Here is an 18,371-nt window from a genome sequence, read left to right as displayed (position 1 = left end):
TCGCGAAAACAGATCACTACCGACAGATTTTAGCGTTTGGCTTTTGGTAGTTTGGAGCGTCTGACAACCACATCCGTGGTTGTTGGGGCTGTACGGGTATCCTGGGTATCTCTGAGCCTGGCGACAACGCTAACAGTAGACGACAAGCCATGTTGTTGTTCAAAACTTTTCAGGCTGGATACCTGGCCTGCAGTGCTTTCAAATCGACTGCTGACCGCTTTCGGATTAAACACAACGCTCCCCATTGAACCTGGTGTAATGCCTTTGAACAGGTGTTCTTTACTGCGTCCTGATATCCCTATCTGGTTAGCGGCTTTGCTCTGATCAACATTAATGACGTTGGAACGGGTTTTCTTTTTGTCATCTTCAACGACGGCGGAGCCAAGTATTTGCCGGGTTGTTTGTTTATCAACGTCAAATCCTCGTATCACCGGTCCGGCATCACCCCAGGAATTCATTCTCTGACCGGCTATTACTGAACGGGTTTTTACGGATGCGTTGTCAAACAGGCTGGGGGGCTTTTCCTTAAATTGGCCACGTTGCTTCTGTGCTTCCAGCGCCCTCATCGTCGTTTTAATGGAGGAATGGGAGTCTGCTTTGCCACGTTTTTCACGACGCTCCTGCATCATTCGGCCCACTGCCGCAGCTTGTTGCGCAATGCCAAATGTTTGTTTCAAATCGGATTTAATATGTTGTTCTGAATAGGTTGCAACATAATGCTGGGCGCGTTTTGCGTCACTGAAGTTTATCCAGGTTTGTTTGGTTGGACCCTCCGCCGCTACAACCCGGCCACTGGGCATTTGGTGCATATCCTTATACTTACTGCCTGGCGCTGCCGGCGCATAAACCGTACTGAATGCACGGTTAGTTCCGGTATTTTGACCGTTGATTAACCGGCGCGAATCCACATTGACGACTTTTTTTCCGGCTGTGGATTCACCATCGATTTGGTGAATAAATGGTCTCAGGGGGCCTTTGCCATTGGAACCGTTCATAGTAATCAAATTAATTGTGAGCAATATATCTACACAATAGATCAGGAAAGACCAAAAATATAGGCAAAATTATATGCGCTACTTTTTATCCTGATCTTCCAGTTCGGTTACCACTTTTTGCACCAATTTTACCCGACTGTTTTTAACCAGGGCGTCGCGTAAGACGTATTCAATTTGAGCATTCAGGCTGCGCAGCTCGTCATCCGCCCAGCGCTGCATCGCAGCGAGGACGTCTTCGTTAATACGCAGAGGGTAGGCTTTTTTTGCCATAATCAGTAGAGCGAGCCGGTATTCACCACAGGCTGTGTGGCTTTATCGCCGCACAGTACAACAAGCAGGTTGCTGACCATGGCGGCTTTGCGTTCTTCATCCAGCTCAATGACGTCTTTTTCTGCCAGTTTAGAGATAGCCATATCCACCATACCAACAGCGCCTTCAACGATTTTGGCTCGAGCCGCAATAATGGCTTCGGCCTGTTGCCTCTGTAGCATAGCGCTGGCAATTTCCTGAGCGTAAGCCAGGTGACTGATTCTGGCTTCCTGCACGGTAACCCCGGCTTTGCCTAAACGTTCCTGAACCTCTCTTTTCAGTTGTTCAGCGATTTCGACCGGGTCGCTTCGCAAACCAATTTCATTTTCATCGGCGGGATCATAACAGTAAATATTGGCAAGATTTCGTATGGCAGCTTCGCTTTGAATGCTGACATAACTTTCGTAATCGTCTACCTCAAAAACCGCTTCAGCAGTGTCAGTCACCGACCAGACAACAATGCTGGCGATTTCGATGGGGTTACCATTTTTATCATTAACCTTAATTTTGGCACTTTCAAAGTTCCTGATCCGGAGGGAAATTGTTCTTCGGATAAAAACAGGAATGGTCCAGCGCAAACCATTTTCGCGAACTGTGCCCACATAGCTGCCAAATAAGGTTAAGACTTTGCCCTGATTAGGCTGCACCATGAAAAAGCCAGGCATACACAAAATCGACAAGAAAATTAACAATATTTGGGTACCCGGAAACGTCTGAGGAAGCGGGCTCATACTTATTATTGAGCCGCCTATTACCACCAAAAGAATGGCAAAAACAATGTAACCGCTGACCGAAAATCCACGTTTTTCATTAATCATAAATCACCTAAAATGATATCAAAGTGATATCACTATGATTGAAAGTCAGAGTTTCGGCAAGTCTGTTTTGTGATAATTTTCAGATGTTCAGGCTAAGTCCATGATTTTTAGTCAAAAAAAAGCGCTCTCAGGAGCGCTTCGGGCGATGGGCTAATTTATTGAGATATGGCCTTCACCATGGGAACTTTGGTGTGATCAATATCTTCACTGGGATAGCAGCCCAACACCTTGAGGTTTCGGGTTATATTGGTGAGTTCTTCAATGGTTTTCTCTACCGGTCCATCCTGAATATTGCCTTCGACATCGATGTAGAACATCTCTTCCCATGGATTACCTGTGATGGGGCGAGATTCCAATTTAGTCATATTAATATTGTTGTCTTTGAGTACGACCAATGCTTCAACCAAGGCGCCGGGTTTTTGAACTGTAGACATAACAAATGTTGTTTTTGCCGGAATCTGCAGAGGTACGACACAGGGCTCTTTGGCGATAACAATAAAGCGGCTGTGGTTTTCCTGTTGATTGGCGATATTGCTTTGGATCGGGTGCAGGTCATAAAGCGCGCCACCTTCAGCACTGCCTATAGCCGCAATATCAAAACGCTCTGATTCTTTTACTTTCTTAAGTGCATGATAAGTACTGTCGCATACCTGACGTTGCACATTACCCAGGGTGTTGAGAAACTGGCTGCATTGCTGAAAAACCTGAGGATGACCGTACAGCATTTTGATGTTGCTTAAGTCTTTTTCATCCTTGGTGAGGATGGCGTGTCGGATCGGGAAGGTAAGCTCTCCCACGATGGCAATATCACTGTGTTGCAGTTGGTCGTACACTTCGTTAATACTGCCAGATGAGGTATTTTCGATGGGCAAAACCGCGAAATCGGCAGTACCGCGTTCGACGTGTTCGAATATCTCTGCGAAGCTTTGGCAACCAATTTCCTGTAACACACCGGGGCGACGCGCAAAATACTTGTGTGTGGCCAGATAACTGTAGGCTCCTTTGTCTCCCAAAAACGCTACCCGGTTAACACTGTTTTGCTTGTCCGGATTGGCGTGCTGTGTGAGCAGTGCCTGTTGGTTTAGTACTGAATCTTCAATAATCAGGTGAAACAGGGATTTTACATACTGCGGTGCCAGGCCACATTGCTGCCCTTTTTTAACAAGTTCAATGAGCAGAGATTCTTCTCGTTGTACATCGCGTACATTTTTGTGATGGCGAATTTTATCTTCTGCCACCGCTTTGGTAAGTTCCTGACGTTTGGCCAGCAGTTTGAGCAATTGCTCATCGGTTTCAGTGATCTGGGTGCGCAGTGTCTGCAAGTCCATGGTATTTTCCTGGTGTTATTCTCTGTAAAAGCAAAAAAAAACCTCCCGGGTGGGAGGTTTTAATATTTCGTACTCACGCACAAGCCTCCCGATTCAGGATGAGGTAAAAAAGAAAAAGAGTGCGTTTTTTGTATTCATGGTTCTGAAAGTAAAACTACAGCCATTAAAAGTCAACAAACTAATGGTTATAACTCAGCAATCAATGATATTTCTCTATTCCGTGAGCAAGGATACCAGCATCTTTTTCACCATGCTGGGCTCAAAAGGCTTGTCACACAAGGCGTTTACGCCCGTTTGCTGAATGTTTGACATATGCAAACTGTCAGCACTTTCTGAGGTAACCATAATAATCGGAATATGCGCTGTTTCCGGATTGAAGCGAATAAATTCCGATAATTCACGGCCGTCCATTTCCGGCATATTGTAATCGGTAACAACAATGTCAAATTCATTGTCTTTCAGATAGGTCAGTGCCATGGCGCCATTTTCGGCCTCAATAAAGTTTTTAGCCCCCATTTTTTCCAGTGTACGACGAATGTGACCGCGGGCCAGCATACTGTCGTCCACCAGTAACACTCTGATTTGGGTAATATCAAAATACTCCAGTTCGATTTCATCTTCGTTGATCAAATCCAACGAAGCATTTAAGGCTTTCGTCAAATGCACGGGTTTAAATGGCTTGGGTAAAATCGCTGAGATACCCGCCTGCTTGTATTCTTCCAATTTAGAGGTTTTGGTTTCGCTGGACACCAACATAAAGGGAATCGACGCCAATTCTGAAGATTCTTTGATGTATTTCAACACATCAATTGCGGTGCCATCAGCAAAGTACATTGCACTGACAACCAGATCCGCTCCGTGAGATTTGAGCGCATTTTTTGCGCCGGACACATCAGATACCGCGTCAATTTCAGCGACATTCTCTTTGATCAATAGTGAAGTTATGATTTTTCTTTGGGTGTCAGACGGCTCTATCAACAGGATATTAAGGTCTGATATTTGTAGTCTTTGTATGAGATACTCTTGTTTATTTAGCCACCGGCCAGTTTGACGGTGTAATTCTTTGCTTCCAAAAAGGTTTTGATTTTATCCCGGTTATCGCCCTGGATCTCGATAACCTGATCCTTGACAGCACCGCCGGTTCCACAAAGCTTTTTTAGTTCTTTTGCAATGGCTTTCAGGGCGGTATCGTCTAACAGCAATCCCGAAACCGTAGTGACTCCTTTTCCTTTACGGCCTTTTGTTTCGCGTCGTATACGCACCACACCATCGCCTGTAGGTGTCGACTTGCTCTGTTCTTTCTTCGGTATTCGACCAAAGTCGGTACTGTAAACTAAAGGGTTTTCTGCCATGATTAGATTCGTTAACTGTTTATTTTTGATTTTAGTCAAAAATATTTATTGTTTATATGGTTAATTTAGGTTTTTGTTAATTCAATCCTGTGGCGTTTGCTCTTTGTCGCATATTTTTCGCGAAAAGGTGATGACCTCCTGAGCAAATAGCTTAAACGACATTTGTAAACAAACTATTCGACCAAAGTATAACTACGGAGTATTTTCATGAGTGTAGAAAGAGAACTTTCCGGTGACGGTAAAACATTGACCATCATCCTGGATGACAAGTTTGATTTTTCAAAAGTACAGGAATTCAGAGACGCCTATGCAGAGGATATTGAGTCTGTCTCAACGGTTATTGTTGATTTAGGCCACACCGAGTATATGGACAGCTCTGCGTTAGGTATGTTGCTCAATATGCAAAAGTCATTAAAAGAACAGGTTTCTGATTTTCAGATAGTTAACAGCAGACCGGCAGTTGCCAAAATCCTGCAAATCTCCCGATTTGATAAAAAGTTCACCATCAAATAACGCGTCAGCCCTTTAGCTAAATGCGGATTTTAATTGTTGATGATGAACCGGTAAATCGTTTCCTGCTGGTGCACCTGCTGCAGGAAAACGGCTTTACGGATTGCCATGAGGCCGAATCCGGTGAGGAGGGGTTGCGTCTGGCCGAAAAGCTGGTACCGGACATTGTCTTGCTGGATGTGGTTATGCCCGGTATGAGTGGCCACGATGTTGCGCCTAAACTCAAAGCGCTGCAGCGTGATACCTACCTGCCAATAATCTTTATTACCGCTATGGATGATGAAGAAAACCTGGTGCAATGTCTCTCGGTGGGCGGCGATGACTTTGTGGGGAAACCATTTAATAAAACCATCCTGGCCGCAAAATTAAAAGCACATGCCCGCACCAGAATGCTGAGTAAACGCGCCTATCAGCAAAATCGTGAGTTATTGTTCCATCAACAACATATTGAGCAGGAACACGCCATCGTAGAGCACATTTTTTCAAATGTGCTGACAATAAACCGCAGCCTCGCAAAATTTCTTGATAGCCAGTTAGCACCCGCCAGTAATTTTAACGGCGATATGTTGTTAATAGAACGCTCTCCGGGGGCCGGACTGTATGTGTTGCTGGGTGATTTTACCGGGCATGGACTGGCCTCTGCCATTGGGGCCATTCCGGTTTCCAGAGCATTTCAAACTATGTCAGAAAAGGGCATTCCGGTTGCGGAAATGGCAGAAACCCTGAACAAGACACTGTTGGATTTTTTACCTGATGGTATGTTTTTTGCCGCTGCTATCATAGAAATCGGGGAAGACGGATGTACCCTGGACATCTGGAATGGCGGCCTGCCGCACCTGATCCTGTTTGATATAAACGGTAACATTAAAAAGCGCTTCGAATCGGCTCATATGGCACTGGGGATTTTGGAGCCGGATGAATTTGAAAGTGATACAGAACATTACGAAGCTGACCTGGGTGATCGTCTTCTGGGTTATACGGATGGCGTGATCGAGTTGTGTAATGAGGCAGGGGAAATGCTCACTGAGGAAGGGCTGGAGGCGTGGATTTCTGATATGGATGAAATCAACACCTCGCAATTGATGCAAAAGGTCGAGCAGTTTCGTGCTGACGGTGAGCAGGACGATGACATCAGCATGTTTATTTATGCGGCTCAACCGCTCGGATTAAAAAAGCAAATTGCTGCCTTGCCTTCCGCGTCATTCCGGTTAAGCATCGAAGTAACCCACCAGAATTTTGGGTCAGCGAATCCGGTGGGGGAAATAATCGATTTAATTTCAGGACATGCTGCGTTTTATGGATTGCGATCCAATATCTTCACGGTGCTCAGCGAGTTATATAACAATGCTCTGGAGCACGGAATTTTGAAACTGGATTCACAGTTAAAAGACTCTGCCGAGGGGTTTATGGCATATTTTGCTCAACGGGAAACACGCATTGCCAATTTGCAACAAGGCTGGATCCGCCTCAATGTGACTTACGATGCCGACGCGGCGCAATTGGTATTTACCATTAAAGAGAGCGGCGAGGGGTTTGATTTCGATACCTGGGTTTCTGATGCAGATTCGGAACAGTGTTTTGGTCGGGGAATTGCTTTGGTTAAAGAGTTGACGGATAGCTTTGTGTACCTGGAACAAGGTACTAAAGCGGTCGCCACTTTCAGCCTTGTGCCGCATCAATAAGAGACGGGTTTTTCGCAACGGAATATTTTACAGCTATGTTTGTAACAGAGTGTTAATATGGCAAGAGAATTTACAGGCCAATATTGAGAATAATTCTCAATTGAAATAGTATCCGCTTCACCGATAACTTATCGACATTAATTTATGAAAAAACTACTACTTGCAACGTCGCTGTTGATAAGCAGCTTTACGCCTTTGAGCAACGCACAGGAAGTCAATGTTTACTCTGCGCGCAAAGAGGAACTTATCAAACCTTTGCTGGAAGAGTTTGAAACAGCACAAAAAGTCAAAGTTAACCTGATCACCGGTAAAGCGGATGCCTTGATTTCAAGAATTGCATCTGAAGGTCAATTCAGCCCCGCGGATTTAATCTTAACCACGGATGTGGGGCGGTTACAGCGTGCTAAAGAAATGAACCTGTTGTCGGCCGTTGACTCCGAATTATTACAAAGTAAAATTGCCGCTAACCTCAGAGATGAAGACGGTTATTGGTTTGCTTTGACTATGCGCGCCCGCCCGGTTATGTATCATCCTGACAGAGTCAAAACCGGTGAATTAGGGTCGATATTAGAACTGGCCGACGCGAAATGGAAAGGCCGTATTTGTATTCGTTCCTCGAACAATATTTATAACCAATCCATGGTGGCCGCCATGATTACCAAGTTTGGCGAAGAAAAAGTGCAAAATTGGGCAAACGGTTTTGTGAAGAACTTTGCACGTACTCCTAAAGGGGGAGACAGAGATCAGATCAAAGCCGTTGTTGCCGGTCAATGTGATATCGCGATAGCTAATACCTATTATCTGGCAGGCATGTTGGCAGATACTGATACGGAAAACCAGAAGATTGCCAGCCAGTTAAAAGTACACTGGCCAGATCAACAGGGCACAGGCACTCATGTCAACATTTCCGGTGCTGCGTTACTTAAACATGCACCAAACAGTGCTGCCGCATTGCGTTTAATGGAATTTTTAGCCAGTGACTCCAGCCAACAATGGTATGCGGAAAATAACCATGAATACCCGGTGGTGGCTGGCGTAGAAACCAGCGCGTTGTTAAAAACATTCGGTGATTTTAAAGCTGAGGATGTTCCGCTACAACAAGTCGGTGAACTCAATGCCAGCGCCATTAAGATAATGGATAAGGCGGGCTGGAAATAGAAAAGGCAGTTACCCGACCCGTTACTCGCGGGTCGCTCTCCATGAACTCATTGTTCAGTCTAAACACCCTGGTGTTGTTTGCAGCGGTGATCATCGCCGTGCCTTCCTGTGTCGTATTTGGCGCCTGGCTCTGGCCAGATTGGGGACTCTGGTCACATCTGTCAGAGACGGTGTTAGGTGATTATATCGTCAATAGTCTGGTACTGGCATTTGGCGTGGGGATAACTTGCGGGTTTTTGGGTACCTGGTGTGCCTGGTGTGTCAGCCAGTATCAGTTTGCTTTTTCCCGGTATTTTAAGTGGTTGTTATTCCTGCCACTGGCTTTTCCTCCTTACATCATGGGGTATACCTATACCGGCCTGTTGGATTTTTCAGGTCCGTTTCAGGAACTACTCAGAGAGGCAACCGGCTGGGGCTACGGTGACTACTGGTTTCCGGATATTCAGTCAATGTCCGGGGCCATTTTTACCATTTCGGTTGTGCTTTTCCCCTATGTTTACGGCTTAGCCTACGTGGCATTTTCGTCGCAGTCTCAATCCCTGTTCGATGTGTCCCGCAGTCAGGGGCTGAACGAAAGACAGTATTTTTACAAAGTGGCTTTACCGCTCGCGTTGCCAGCTATTAGCGCCGGCATGTTGCTGGCAATGATGGAAGCCTTTGCGGACTTTGGAACGGTGGAATATCTCGGTGTGTCTACCCTGGCCACCGGAATTTTCAGAACCTGGTTTGGGATGAATGAACCGCTGGTCGCGGCGCAATTGTCTTCCGGTTTAGTCTGTTTTGTATTGTTTTTGCTGTGGGGTGAAAAGTGGGTTAGGCGCAAACAACGGTTTTATCACACGCGTAACACGACACCCAATCAGCCGCGAAGGATTTCATGGCAACGGCAATCCATCGTGCTGGCAAGCTTGTTGAGTATTTTCCTGCTGGCGTTTGTGATCCCGGTGATCCGACTGGTGTCCTGGTCGGTGTTGGTCGTGCAAACATCCCCCGACTTTGCAGCGTTGTTTACCCTGTTAAAGAATAGTTTTTTAGTGGCTGCGATAGCTGCTATTGTCGTTATGACCATTGCGCTGTTGTTTGGCTACGCTCAGCGTGCTGCACCACCGAAAGTGATAAAAAACGCCATCGGTCTGGCTACCATGGGCTACGCTTTCCCCGGTGCTGTCATTGCGGTTGGTGCGGTGATTGCCTTGGGTAATACTGACCAGTGGCTGAATAAATTAACGCTGCAGCTTTTCGATTTTCAACCCGGGCTGGTGTTATCCGGTACCCTGTTTGCGCTGATATTCGCCTATGTGATCCGTTACCTGACAGTGGGCTATCAGCACGTATTAAGTGGCCTGGCGAGGGTGTCGCCGTCGTTAGATGAAGCCGGCAAAACTTTAGCTGAATCAGGGTGGGGGATTTTGCGCAGAATACATGCTCCAATACTGAAACCCACGCTACTGGTTGGTATACTGATGGTATTCGTAGATGTGTTAAAGGAGTTACCGGCCACACTGATTCTGAGGCCGTTTAACTTTGATACGCTTGCAGTAAAAACCTATGAACTGGCTTCAGATGAGCGCTTAACCGATGCGTCATTACCAGCGCTGTTTATTGTCTTAGCAGGTTTATTACCTGTCTGGTTTATTCAAAAAAATATCAACACAAATTAACCATGCTTACACTTCAAGATATACAAATATGTTATGGCAGCAACCGGGTTGTTGAGCAATTTAGCTGGCACCTCGATGCGGGAGATATTGGGTGTTTGTTGGGGAGTTCGGGATCAGGTAAAACCTCGATTTTAAAAGCGATTGCTGGCTTTAAAGCGATCAGCACCGGAGGGATTCATATCAATGACAACGAAGTCAGTTCAGACATCCGCCAGGTGCCACCCGAGCAGCGACAAATTGGTATGATGTTTCAGGATCTTGCGTTGTTTCCACACCTGAATGTGGCACGGAATATCACCTTCGGGTTACAGAAATTAACCAAGGACAAGCAACAGGCCCGTCTGGAGGAGTTACTGGATCTGGTGGATTTGGTGGGTAAAGAAAACGCCATGGTGCACGAATTATCCGGTGGACAACAACAACGAGTAGCCTTAGCCCGGGCCCTGGCGCCTAAACCGAATTTACTCTTGTTGGACGAACCTTTTTCAAGCCTGGACAAGGATTTGCGAGAATCATTGGCCACACAAATCAGGCAGATCCTCAAAGCTGAACACATAACCGCGCTGCTGGTGACTCACGATCACGTCGAAGCCTTCACTATGGCAGACAAAATCGCGGTACTGAATAAGGGGCACCTGGTTCAGTCCGGGACACCCTATGAAGTGTATCATCGCCCGGACTCGCCTGATATCGCCCGATTTTTGGGGATATGCGACTATCTGCCTGCACAGCTAAATGCTGAGGGGAAGGTGGCAACACCCCTTGGCACTTTCGCTATGCCCTCCGGTGGTGAATATGAACCCGGTGCTGCCCTGCAACTTCTGGTGCGGCCGGATGATGTGGTACACGATGACAATAGCGCTATGAAAGCAACTGTGGTTCGCCGCTATTTTAAAGGTGCACAGTTCTTGTTTGAATTGCGCTGTCAGGAACATCGATTGCATTGCTACGCCTCAGCGCATCATGATCACAAACCCGGTGACGCCATCGGTATCCGTTTTGATATGCAGCACAGCGTGATTTTTCCAGCCGGTTAACCATGGTGTATACTTAAACCAATCAGTAAACTTGTGATCGCTCGGCGTTAGTCTCCTGGCCATGAAGTGGCTGTGTAACTCATGTTTACTGTCGTTGTTATCATTTTCGTTCCGCATAAACGTGCCGCAGCGCAGAACGGTGTTGCAAGCCTGGTCTTTATTAGTTCATTTGGTATGTCGTGAAAAAACTGCTGGCGTTATTTTGGTTCATCCCCGTACTTTGCCTCGCGGCAGAGTTACCGCTGGTGCGTACGATAGGGCCTCAGAAAGCGGATGATGTTAGTCATACTTATTTTACTGCTTTGTTGCAACAGACACTAAAAGGGCAGTATCAGTTAGATATTATTGACTATCCCGGGCAGGGGCGGGCGCTTAAATTGCTGGAAGCCGGGGATTTTTTTGATGTGATGTGGTCCGGCAGTTCTCAAACCCGCAATAAACAGCTGATACGCGTCCCGATTCCTTTGTTCAAGGGCGGCTTAGGTATTCGCGGGGCCGTGTTACATCAGCGTTTTCAGGACACCTTTCTGCAAATAACGACATTGCAGGAACTACAGCGTTTTAGTATTTGCCAGGGACGGCACTGGCCAGATGCTGATGTACTTGAAGCGGCGGGATTACACGTGATCAGGGTGCAAAGTTTCGAAGCAATGTTATCAATGTTATCGATAGGTCGCTGTGATTTACTGTTCTTGAGTATTTTTGAGGGTAAAGGTGAGCTGGATGCAGTTAAACAGCAATTCCCTGAACTGATTTGGGATACTCATTTACTGCTTCGCTATCATACTGAAATGTACTTTTACCTGAACAAAGACAACAGGCAATTGGCCACATACATAGAGTCTCAGCTTATTGAAATGATGACTTCAGGCGCGTTTGCTGAGTTTATGGCTTCACATGCCTTGACCCGTCAGGCGTTTCCGTTACAGCAATTTGAGCAATCGATTGTGATTCGTTTATCTGAAGAGGCGGATAAGAGCCTCAAAAAGTGGGCCTTTGACTGGTAATTTCGTTCATGCTGCTTGCATCTTCGGCAATTTTGTAAGCAGATGTTTGATACCTTTAAGTGTTTGCCTGATGGCGTTAAGCTTAGCAGTCTGTTAAACAGATACTGTAGTTATGATTGCAAAAATCTTAGGTTGGTTAAATGACAGCGAAGCTGACGCTGGGGCAAAAAATGCTGAAGAGCTTACTGTGCCGATTGCAACAGCGGTTTTGTACTATGAAGTTCTCAGGGCCGATGCGCAATTCAGCAATGATGAGATTCAGGCATATGAACAAAAGGTCCTGACTGAGTTTGGTTTTGCCAGAGAACAATTAGCGCCATTTTTACAAAAAGTCGAAGCTAAGGCCAAAGATGCGGTAGATTACATGCAATTTACCCGCTTAATCCATGAGAATTGCTCACTGCAGCAAAAGCGCCATATTCTGACATCGCTGTGGCATCTGGCGATGGCGGATGGGCAGGTGGACCCACACGAAGAACACTTGATCCGCAAAATGGCCGATTTGATGTACTTGTCACATGCGGATTTTATTCAATGCAGAATGTCTGCTGAACAATCAGCGACTGCTGGGAAATGAGCGCGAGATACAGGTATTGCGACCGGCGTTCTTTGCCTCGTATAAACACCCGTCGGTGAATGACAGCGCGTCAGTCAGGGTGACTGCATTGGTTGGCACCAGAGAGGTAATGCCAATGCTGGCTGTAATTTTACCAAAGCTACCATGACCTTCATGCGGAATGTTGGCTTGTTCAATACGCGACATGATTGTCTGCGCAAATGCTTTGGCACCTTCTAAATGAGTATTGGGCAGAATTGCGGAGAACTCTTCACCGCCAAAACGCGCCAGAAAATCCGTTTCCCGTTGAATACAGGATTGCAGAATTTCGGCCACCTGTTGCAGACACTCATCGCCTTTCAAGTGACCATAGTGGTCGTTATACTGCTTAAAAAAGTCAATATCTATCAACAGGATACTGAAAAACTCCTGCTCACGCAGGGCTCTGTGCCATTCTGTGTGTAACACTTCATCGAAACGACGTCTGTTCGCAATTCCGGTGAGTCCATCTGTTGTGGAGAGCATTTTTAAGCGCTTTCTGTGGCGTACCAGCTCCAGGTGATTGCGCACCCGCATTGTGACAATTGGGGGGTGAAAAGGTTTGGCTATATAATCAATAGCCCCCGCCTGAAGGCCTTTTTCTTCGTCTTCAATACTGTCCAGTGCAGTGATAAAAATTACCGGAATGTGAGCGGTTGCGGGATTTTGTTTCAGGTGATGGCATACCTGATAACCATCCATGTCTGGCATAACAACGTCCAGCAGAATCAGGTCAGGAAGCATACGAGTGGCTTGCTGCAGGGCGCTTTTACCGTTGGTGGCGAACACAATATCACAATCGGCACGTAAAATTTCACCGAGCATTTTGATATTGCTGATAGCGTCATCCACCACCAGTACGGTTTGTTTATCGGCTGTAGACGTCTCAAACATGTTACTTTACGTTCTCGTGTAAATTCAGCGTTAAACAAATTTTATTCAGATAGTTTAAGGCTAGCTCATAATCCAGTTGATGTATTGCCGAATCGAGATCTTGTAATAAATTTTTAGGCACCTGACCATTTAACATTGCTTTGAGCGTGACAAAATTATCCATGGCATCCAGAGATTGTATTTCTAATAAACTCTGCAGGTTATCGGTGCAAAGCTGTATGTCACTGAGTTTTTCGATAGTGAGCAGGACCGGCGGCGTTGTTTCAGGTGCGTCTTCGGCGTGGTTTTTAGTGAGGTGTTGCTGCAGTGCTTGTCGGAGTGCATTAAGGTCCTCGTTTAACAAACTCAGCAGGTTTTGATCCAGGCTATGATGTTTTTTAAAGCCACTTTCCAACGCCACTACCTTACTGTGAATATCTTCAGCCGCCACATTGCCTGACTCACCCTTCATGCGGTGTATCAGTTGGCTTATTTTCAGATTATCCTGTTCATCTATCGCATGGCCAATTTGTTGCTGAAACTGCAAACAACTTTGGGAAAACTCCTGCAATATTTCATCTAACAGGCTGTCTCGCTGGCCTATTCGTTTGTACAGGGTTGCGATGTTAATACCTTCTATTTCGGGCAGCACAGACGTCGATTCTACCTGAACACTGCTATCCTTCAGGGGCTGCTGACCGCCCGGGACCCAGCGTTTAAGCGTGTCATAAAACACGGAGACATCAATGGGTTTGGTAATGTAGTCATTCATGCCTGCCTGACGGCTTTTTTCCCGATCTTCTTCCAGTGCATGTGCTGTCATAGCGATGATAGGGAGTGTCACCTGATGCTCCTGGCGCAGTTTTTTAGCAGCGGTAAGACCATCCATTACCGGCATCTGGATATCCATCAGGATTAAATCGAAGTGTTGTTCACGGACTTTGTCCAGTGCTTCCTGACCATGATTTGCAACCGTTGTTGTGGCGTGCACATCCTCCAGTAATGCCAGGGCAACTTCCTGATTTATTTTGTTGTCTTCAACCAGCAATATATGTTTGGCGGTTAAATCAGGTCGGGATGGGGTTACTGAATCTTTTTGCGACAGTTCGGCATGCGAAAGGTTGAATAGCCGGTTCAGGGTTTCCTGACAATCATGTACATTCAGCGGTTTATAGAGCACCTCGTGAAACAGCTGATTGATATTCTCAAGATGTTTTTCTTCGGCACCCGGAGAGGTCAACAATACCCGTTTCGGCATTGTGGATTTTCCTGATTTAATCAGCATTTCAGCGCTTTCAAGGCCATCCACTTCTGGCATAAAGTGGTCGATAAAAATGGCCTGATAGCGGGACAATTGTGCTTCATGCTGCATCAACTTGAGCAAATGGCTGGCTGAATGGGCTATGGTACTTTCGATGTTAAATTGCTTCAGGATTTCCTGAGTAATCTGAGCGGAGGTTTCACTGTCATCAACAATCAACACACTGGTTGGTGAAGGTAGCGGCGGCACTGCCACAGGCAAAACCTGACTTTTATTGCTCAGGGTAAACCAGGCGTCGAAATAAAAGGTACTGCCTTTACCATACTGGCTCTCGACGTTTATGGTGCCTTTCATCATGGCAACGAGGTGCTGACATATAGCCAGTCCTAATCCAGTGCCTCCAAACCGACGGGTAACACTGTTATCAGCCTGGTTAAAAGACTGAAACAGCAGCTTTTGCTTATCGGCATCAATACCAATACCATCGTCCTTCACGGAAAACTGCAGATGTAGTTCTTTATCGCCGGATTCAAGGATCTCAACCTTAACCAAAATTTCGCCTTGCTCAGTAAATTTAATGGCGTTGTTTACCAGGTTTAACAGGATTTGCCCCAATCTTAGCGGATCGCCTGATAGGGGTTGGGGTATGTTGCCCGGTACGTCAAATAAAATGTCCAGCGGTTTGTTCTGGCTCTGGCTTATTACCACGTTGGCTAAATTGCTGAGCAGCTCATCAATGGTAAAGGGAATATTTTCGAGCTCCATTTTACCGGCTTCTATCTTGGAAATATCCAGCACATCGTTCACCAGCCCCAGTAGTACATGGGCCGAGGAGTCAATGCGGTTCAGGTACTGTTGCTGTTTATTGTCTAACAGGGTTTTCTGCATCAGATAGGTGTTGCCTATGATGGCATTCATTGGGGTTCTGATCTCATGGCTCATATTGGCCAGAAACTGACCTTTTGCCTGGCTGGCAACTTCGGCATTTTCTTTGGCCTCGATAAGATCCGCCTCTATTTGCTTTTGTCTGGTGATATCGCGTGCCAGGCCTTCTACACTTTTGAGGTCACCGGTTTCGTCAAACAGATTGACTTCTGAAAACAGGATCCAACGTTTGTTACCATCACTGTCTTTGATTTCACCTTCAAATTCTGCCTGCTGCAGAGCCAGGTTCACCTGATTTAAATAGCGTCTGGCCACCTGGTTGATAGGGTTTTCGGTGAGCAGACGGGCAATGTCTTTGAGTTTTTGCGCTGGATGCCCGTAAAGTTGCGTTGCGCCTTCGCTAATCCAGCTTATTTTGCCATCGACTCCACGGGCATAAACAAAATATTGATTGAGGCTGCTGACCAAACGATGATATTTGCGTTGGTTTTCGGTTAAGGCCACTTCTGAAGCTTTACGCCGGTCAATTTCTTTATTTAATGAACGAAATAAATACAGTGACGTGAGCCAGGCAATCAGTAGCAAAAATAAGGCTATAGCCCCCTGTAGCATGAGCTGATTGCGTATATCTCGGGCCAGCATTCTGAAAAATTCATCAGATACTTTAAAGTGGGCGATGCCCATAATCGCAAAGGTGACCGGGGAATAAAGCGGAACATCAACATCAAAGCAACTGCTACAGTCACTGTCACCGCGTACAAAGTTGGGTAATTCGGGAAAAATGTCTTTGTCGATTTCAATACTAATTTGTTTGAAAAATGGGTTGCCGAGATTGGGCTCCTGATAAAGCATCAGATTGCCAATGGCGCGTTCGATCTCGTCGCTGTTATGCATCTCTTCGTAATCCTGAAGGGCCGAGAGCAATTGCAATCCCTGAGCTTCTGCGATGAGTTTGGCATCGGCTGCGGCCTCGGTGCGCAGTTTTGGTTGCAACACTTCGGTCCAGTAGAGCGCCAGCGAGATTTGCAGGGAGATAGCCAACAACACAAAAATAGCGGATATCGCTTTAGGGGTGCGCTTCAGGTACTTTTTATCTTGTGGGTTCATACAGCGTTGCCACCCTTAAGAAAAATGATTTGATGCGTATACCAGAATTATTCATGACCTGAGCATTGATAAAGGGTTTGGGGCTGGTATCGATAGTGAGGCCGCTGAATATGCCCTTTTCAACATCTCCCTGAAACGGGGAGTAAGTGACGATATTATGGCTAAGTCCAAATTGTGCAATGCCTTTGATTTCTTCGGTATTTAATTTGTTCAGGATAAAAATTCCGGCTACCGCGATGTTCATTTCTTCTATATGTGCCATATCCCTGACCAAATGAACGAACACCGGCATATCTTTGATGCGTCCTTTTTTATCGCCACGGCCCATTCTCAAAAAGCTGCGGGCGAGTTTTTCTGCCTGCTGTAACTCTCCGGTGTAGAGAAATACGATGTCTAAACCATTGTCCGGATTGTGCTTGTCATTGATGTCCTGATCCGCCTGCAAAATGGACTTAAACATCTTTAAGCCATTAAGTACCCGGAAGTCTTCGTTCGACCACACAGGCGCGCTAAAGCAGACAGCAACACTCAACAACAGCCACTGATACCATTGCTTCAGGCCGGAACTTGTTGAGGTTAACATCGGTGGGTTCTGTCCATGTTTGTCTTCGGCTTGCTAAGTGCTACTTAAGTGTAGAATTTAAAACAATTATTTGTAGTATAGCCATAGTTGTCAGAACAGTGTATTGGATTCTGAAAGCGCTTCTTTTCTTTGTTGATCCCGCTCTTCCAGATGCTCCTGCCAGCGCTTTTGGGAAATATGCGCTTTCACCACTTCCAGCACTTCAATTATCAGTTTAAGGATTTCATTATTCACCTGTTTTTCGTCGCTGGTGAGGTGATTAAAGCCCTTGTCGAAGATATCTGCCACTGTGTCGTTATCCAGATCTTCCAGCATATTAGTGATCGACTGAATCACCACATTTGAGACGGTATTTTGTAACCGCTTTTCAATGTTGCCACCCAGTACCGGTACCAGATTTAACATCGCAATTTGGTCGTCCTGTCGAACTGCTTTGGCGACGCTATTGATAATGTGCTTTCTGATAACTTCGCCTTGCTCCGGATGGCTGATGGAGGTGCCAAGGTGTTGTGCCAGTGAGGATACCCATTGCGTGACCACCGTCTTTCGGGGGCTGATAATGTTATCCGCAATTTCATCCAATAAGCTGGAACCTTTGGCAATCTCGTCCTGGGCATCAGTGAGTATTTTAACCACGATACGGTCACTCAGCTCTTCAATCAGCACGTTATAATAAAACTTGATAAAACGGAAAAACGCCCAGCTTCTGAAGTCTATGATCTGATACTTGTGCAGGCGATACAGCACCGAGATGATGCGCAAAAAGCGAAAAATCCGCGCTGACTCGACAGGAATACAACCGACTAAGTCATACCAGTGAATAAAGGGGAAAAAGTACCAGCGCATATATTCTTTGTGCTTGATCGCCACTGCTCAGCGCACCATAAACTCACTCAGAAACACGGCAATAAAACACAAGTCGAGGAACAAAAAGTTGGCGTGAATTGGCGCATAAAGCGCAATCACCGCAGGGGCACTTTGCTGCAGAAAATCAAACACAGCAGAGGTGGCGTATAAGGAATCAAAAATCAACAATATGAGATTGACCACTAACAGCGCCATCATCAGTAGATCAACGGCGAACCAGATCCCTTGTTTACTTGCTCGCAGTCTTTCGTAGTTCATGGCTGATCTCCTATGGGCAAAAACACAGAGCAGGGGGATGAATCAATAATCTTTTCAAATCAAAAGTTTAAAATCAACACAAAGC

The 18,371-nt window shown here is 46.0% G+C and carries 18 protein-coding genes; 7 read left to right on the top strand and 11 right to left on the bottom strand.

Annotated elements, in window-relative coordinates; genetic code table 11:
* Positions 1-29: 29 nt before the first annotated feature.
* The 6 genes from LJ740_RS03825 to yciH form a co-directional block, all read right to left on the bottom strand.
* Positions 30-995 (bottom strand): hypothetical protein, encoded by a 966-nt coding sequence (locus tag LJ740_RS03825; protein WP_229527719.1) that lies wholly within the window; start codon positions 993-995, stop codon positions 30-32.
* A 78-nt stretch (positions 996-1,073) separates the two neighbouring features.
* A complete protein-coding gene (locus tag LJ740_RS03820) occupies positions 1,074-1,268 on the bottom strand; it encodes a hypothetical protein (protein WP_229528039.1) in 195 nt (64 codons plus the stop codon).
* On the bottom strand, positions 1,268-2,122 hold the full coding sequence (locus tag LJ740_RS03815) for an SPFH domain-containing protein (protein ID WP_229527718.1): 855 nt from the start codon (positions 2,120-2,122) through the stop codon (positions 1,268-1,270). The genes LJ740_RS03820 and LJ740_RS03815 overlap by 1 nt, the downstream gene beginning before the upstream one ends.
* Before the next feature lie 155 nt (positions 2,123-2,277).
* Complete coding sequence (gene pheA / locus LJ740_RS03810) at positions 2,278-3,450, bottom strand: prephenate dehydratase (protein ID WP_229527717.1); 1,173 nt, start codon at positions 3,448-3,450, stop codon at positions 2,278-2,280.
* A gap of 213 nt (positions 3,451-3,663) precedes the next feature.
* Positions 3,664-4,464: a response regulator gene (locus tag LJ740_RS03805; protein ID WP_229528038.1), complete on the bottom strand. Its 801-nt coding sequence runs from the start codon at positions 4,462-4,464 to the stop codon at positions 3,664-3,666.
* 17 nt (positions 4,465-4,481) lie between these two features.
* Positions 4,482-4,802 carry a stress response translation initiation inhibitor YciH gene (gene yciH / locus LJ740_RS03800; RefSeq protein ID WP_229527716.1) on the bottom strand — a complete coding sequence of 107 codons (321 nt, stop codon included), beginning with the start codon at positions 4,800-4,802 and terminating at the stop codon, positions 4,482-4,484.
* Between the two features lie 207 nt (positions 4,803-5,009).
* Here yciH and LJ740_RS03795 point away from each other — a divergent pair, with 207 nt between their 5' ends.
* From LJ740_RS03795 to LJ740_RS03765, 7 genes are all read left to right on the top strand, one after another.
* A complete protein-coding gene (locus LJ740_RS03795) occupies positions 5,010-5,315 on the top strand; it encodes an STAS domain-containing protein (protein WP_229527715.1) in 306 nt (101 codons plus the stop codon).
* Positions 5,316-5,335: 20 nt separating this feature from the next.
* On the top strand, positions 5,336-6,994 hold the full coding sequence (locus LJ740_RS03790) for an ATP-binding SpoIIE family protein phosphatase (protein ID WP_229527714.1): 1,659 nt from the start codon (positions 5,336-5,338) through the stop codon (positions 6,992-6,994).
* A 144-nt stretch (positions 6,995-7,138) separates the two neighbouring features.
* Positions 7,139-8,152 (top strand): Fe(3+) ABC transporter substrate-binding protein, encoded by a 1,014-nt coding sequence (locus LJ740_RS03785; protein ID WP_229527713.1) that lies wholly within the window; start codon positions 7,139-7,141, stop codon positions 8,150-8,152.
* A 41-nt stretch (positions 8,153-8,193) separates the two neighbouring features.
* Positions 8,194-9,813: an ABC transporter permease gene (locus LJ740_RS03780; RefSeq protein ID WP_229527712.1), complete on the top strand. Its 1,620-nt coding sequence runs from the start codon at positions 8,194-8,196 to the stop codon at positions 9,811-9,813.
* Positions 9,814-9,815: 2 nt separating this feature from the next.
* A complete protein-coding gene (locus LJ740_RS03775; protein ID WP_229527711.1) occupies positions 9,816-10,850 on the top strand; it encodes an ABC transporter ATP-binding protein in 1,035 nt (344 codons plus the stop codon).
* Between the two features lie 179 nt (positions 10,851-11,029).
* Positions 11,030-11,857: a transporter substrate-binding domain-containing protein gene (locus LJ740_RS03770; protein ID WP_229527710.1), complete on the top strand. Its 828-nt coding sequence runs from the start codon at positions 11,030-11,032 to the stop codon at positions 11,855-11,857.
* Between the two features lie 112 nt (positions 11,858-11,969).
* A complete protein-coding gene (locus tag LJ740_RS03765) occupies positions 11,970-12,434 on the top strand; it encodes a tellurite resistance TerB family protein (protein ID WP_229527709.1) in 465 nt (154 codons plus the stop codon).
* Here LJ740_RS03765 and LJ740_RS03760 read toward each other — a convergent pair.
* The 5 genes from LJ740_RS03760 to LJ740_RS03740 all read right to left on the bottom strand — a co-directional run bounded on the left by LJ740_RS03760 (position 12,414) and on the right by LJ740_RS03740 (position 18,286).
* Entirely contained in the window at positions 12,414-13,346 is a 933-nt protein-coding gene (locus tag LJ740_RS03760; protein WP_229527708.1) for a diguanylate cyclase domain-containing protein, read from the bottom strand. The two genes, LJ740_RS03765 and LJ740_RS03760, sit on opposite strands and share 21 nt — an antisense overlap.
* A 1-nt stretch (position 13,347) precedes the next feature.
* The gene (locus LJ740_RS03755) at positions 13,348-16,578 is read right to left on the bottom strand and encodes a PAS domain-containing hybrid sensor histidine kinase/response regulator (RefSeq protein WP_229527707.1); all 3,231 of its coding nucleotides are present in this window, start codon (positions 16,576-16,578) and stop codon (positions 13,348-13,350) included.
* Entirely contained in the window at positions 16,562-17,161 is a 600-nt protein-coding gene (locus LJ740_RS03750; protein WP_229527706.1) for a hypothetical protein, read from the bottom strand. Before LJ740_RS03750 ends, LJ740_RS03755 begins: the two co-directional genes overlap by 17 nt.
* A 90-nt stretch (positions 17,162-17,251) precedes the next feature.
* On the bottom strand, positions 17,252-18,031 hold the full coding sequence (locus LJ740_RS03745; RefSeq protein ID WP_229527705.1) for an ion transporter: 780 nt from the start codon (positions 18,029-18,031) through the stop codon (positions 17,252-17,254).
* A 3-nt stretch (positions 18,032-18,034) separates the two neighbouring features.
* Positions 18,035-18,286: a hypothetical protein gene (locus LJ740_RS03740; RefSeq protein WP_229527704.1), complete on the bottom strand. Its 252-nt coding sequence runs from the start codon at positions 18,284-18,286 to the stop codon at positions 18,035-18,037.
* Between the last annotated feature and the right edge of the window lie 85 nt (positions 18,287-18,371).

The sequence above is a fragment of the Planctobacterium marinum genome (assembly GCF_020687805.1).
Classification (GTDB): Bacteria; Pseudomonadota; Gammaproteobacteria; order Enterobacterales; family Alteromonadaceae; genus Planctobacterium; species Planctobacterium marinum.
The sequence above is the reverse complement of the archived record's forward strand: the minus strand, read 5'-3'. Positions and strand labels throughout refer to the sequence as shown.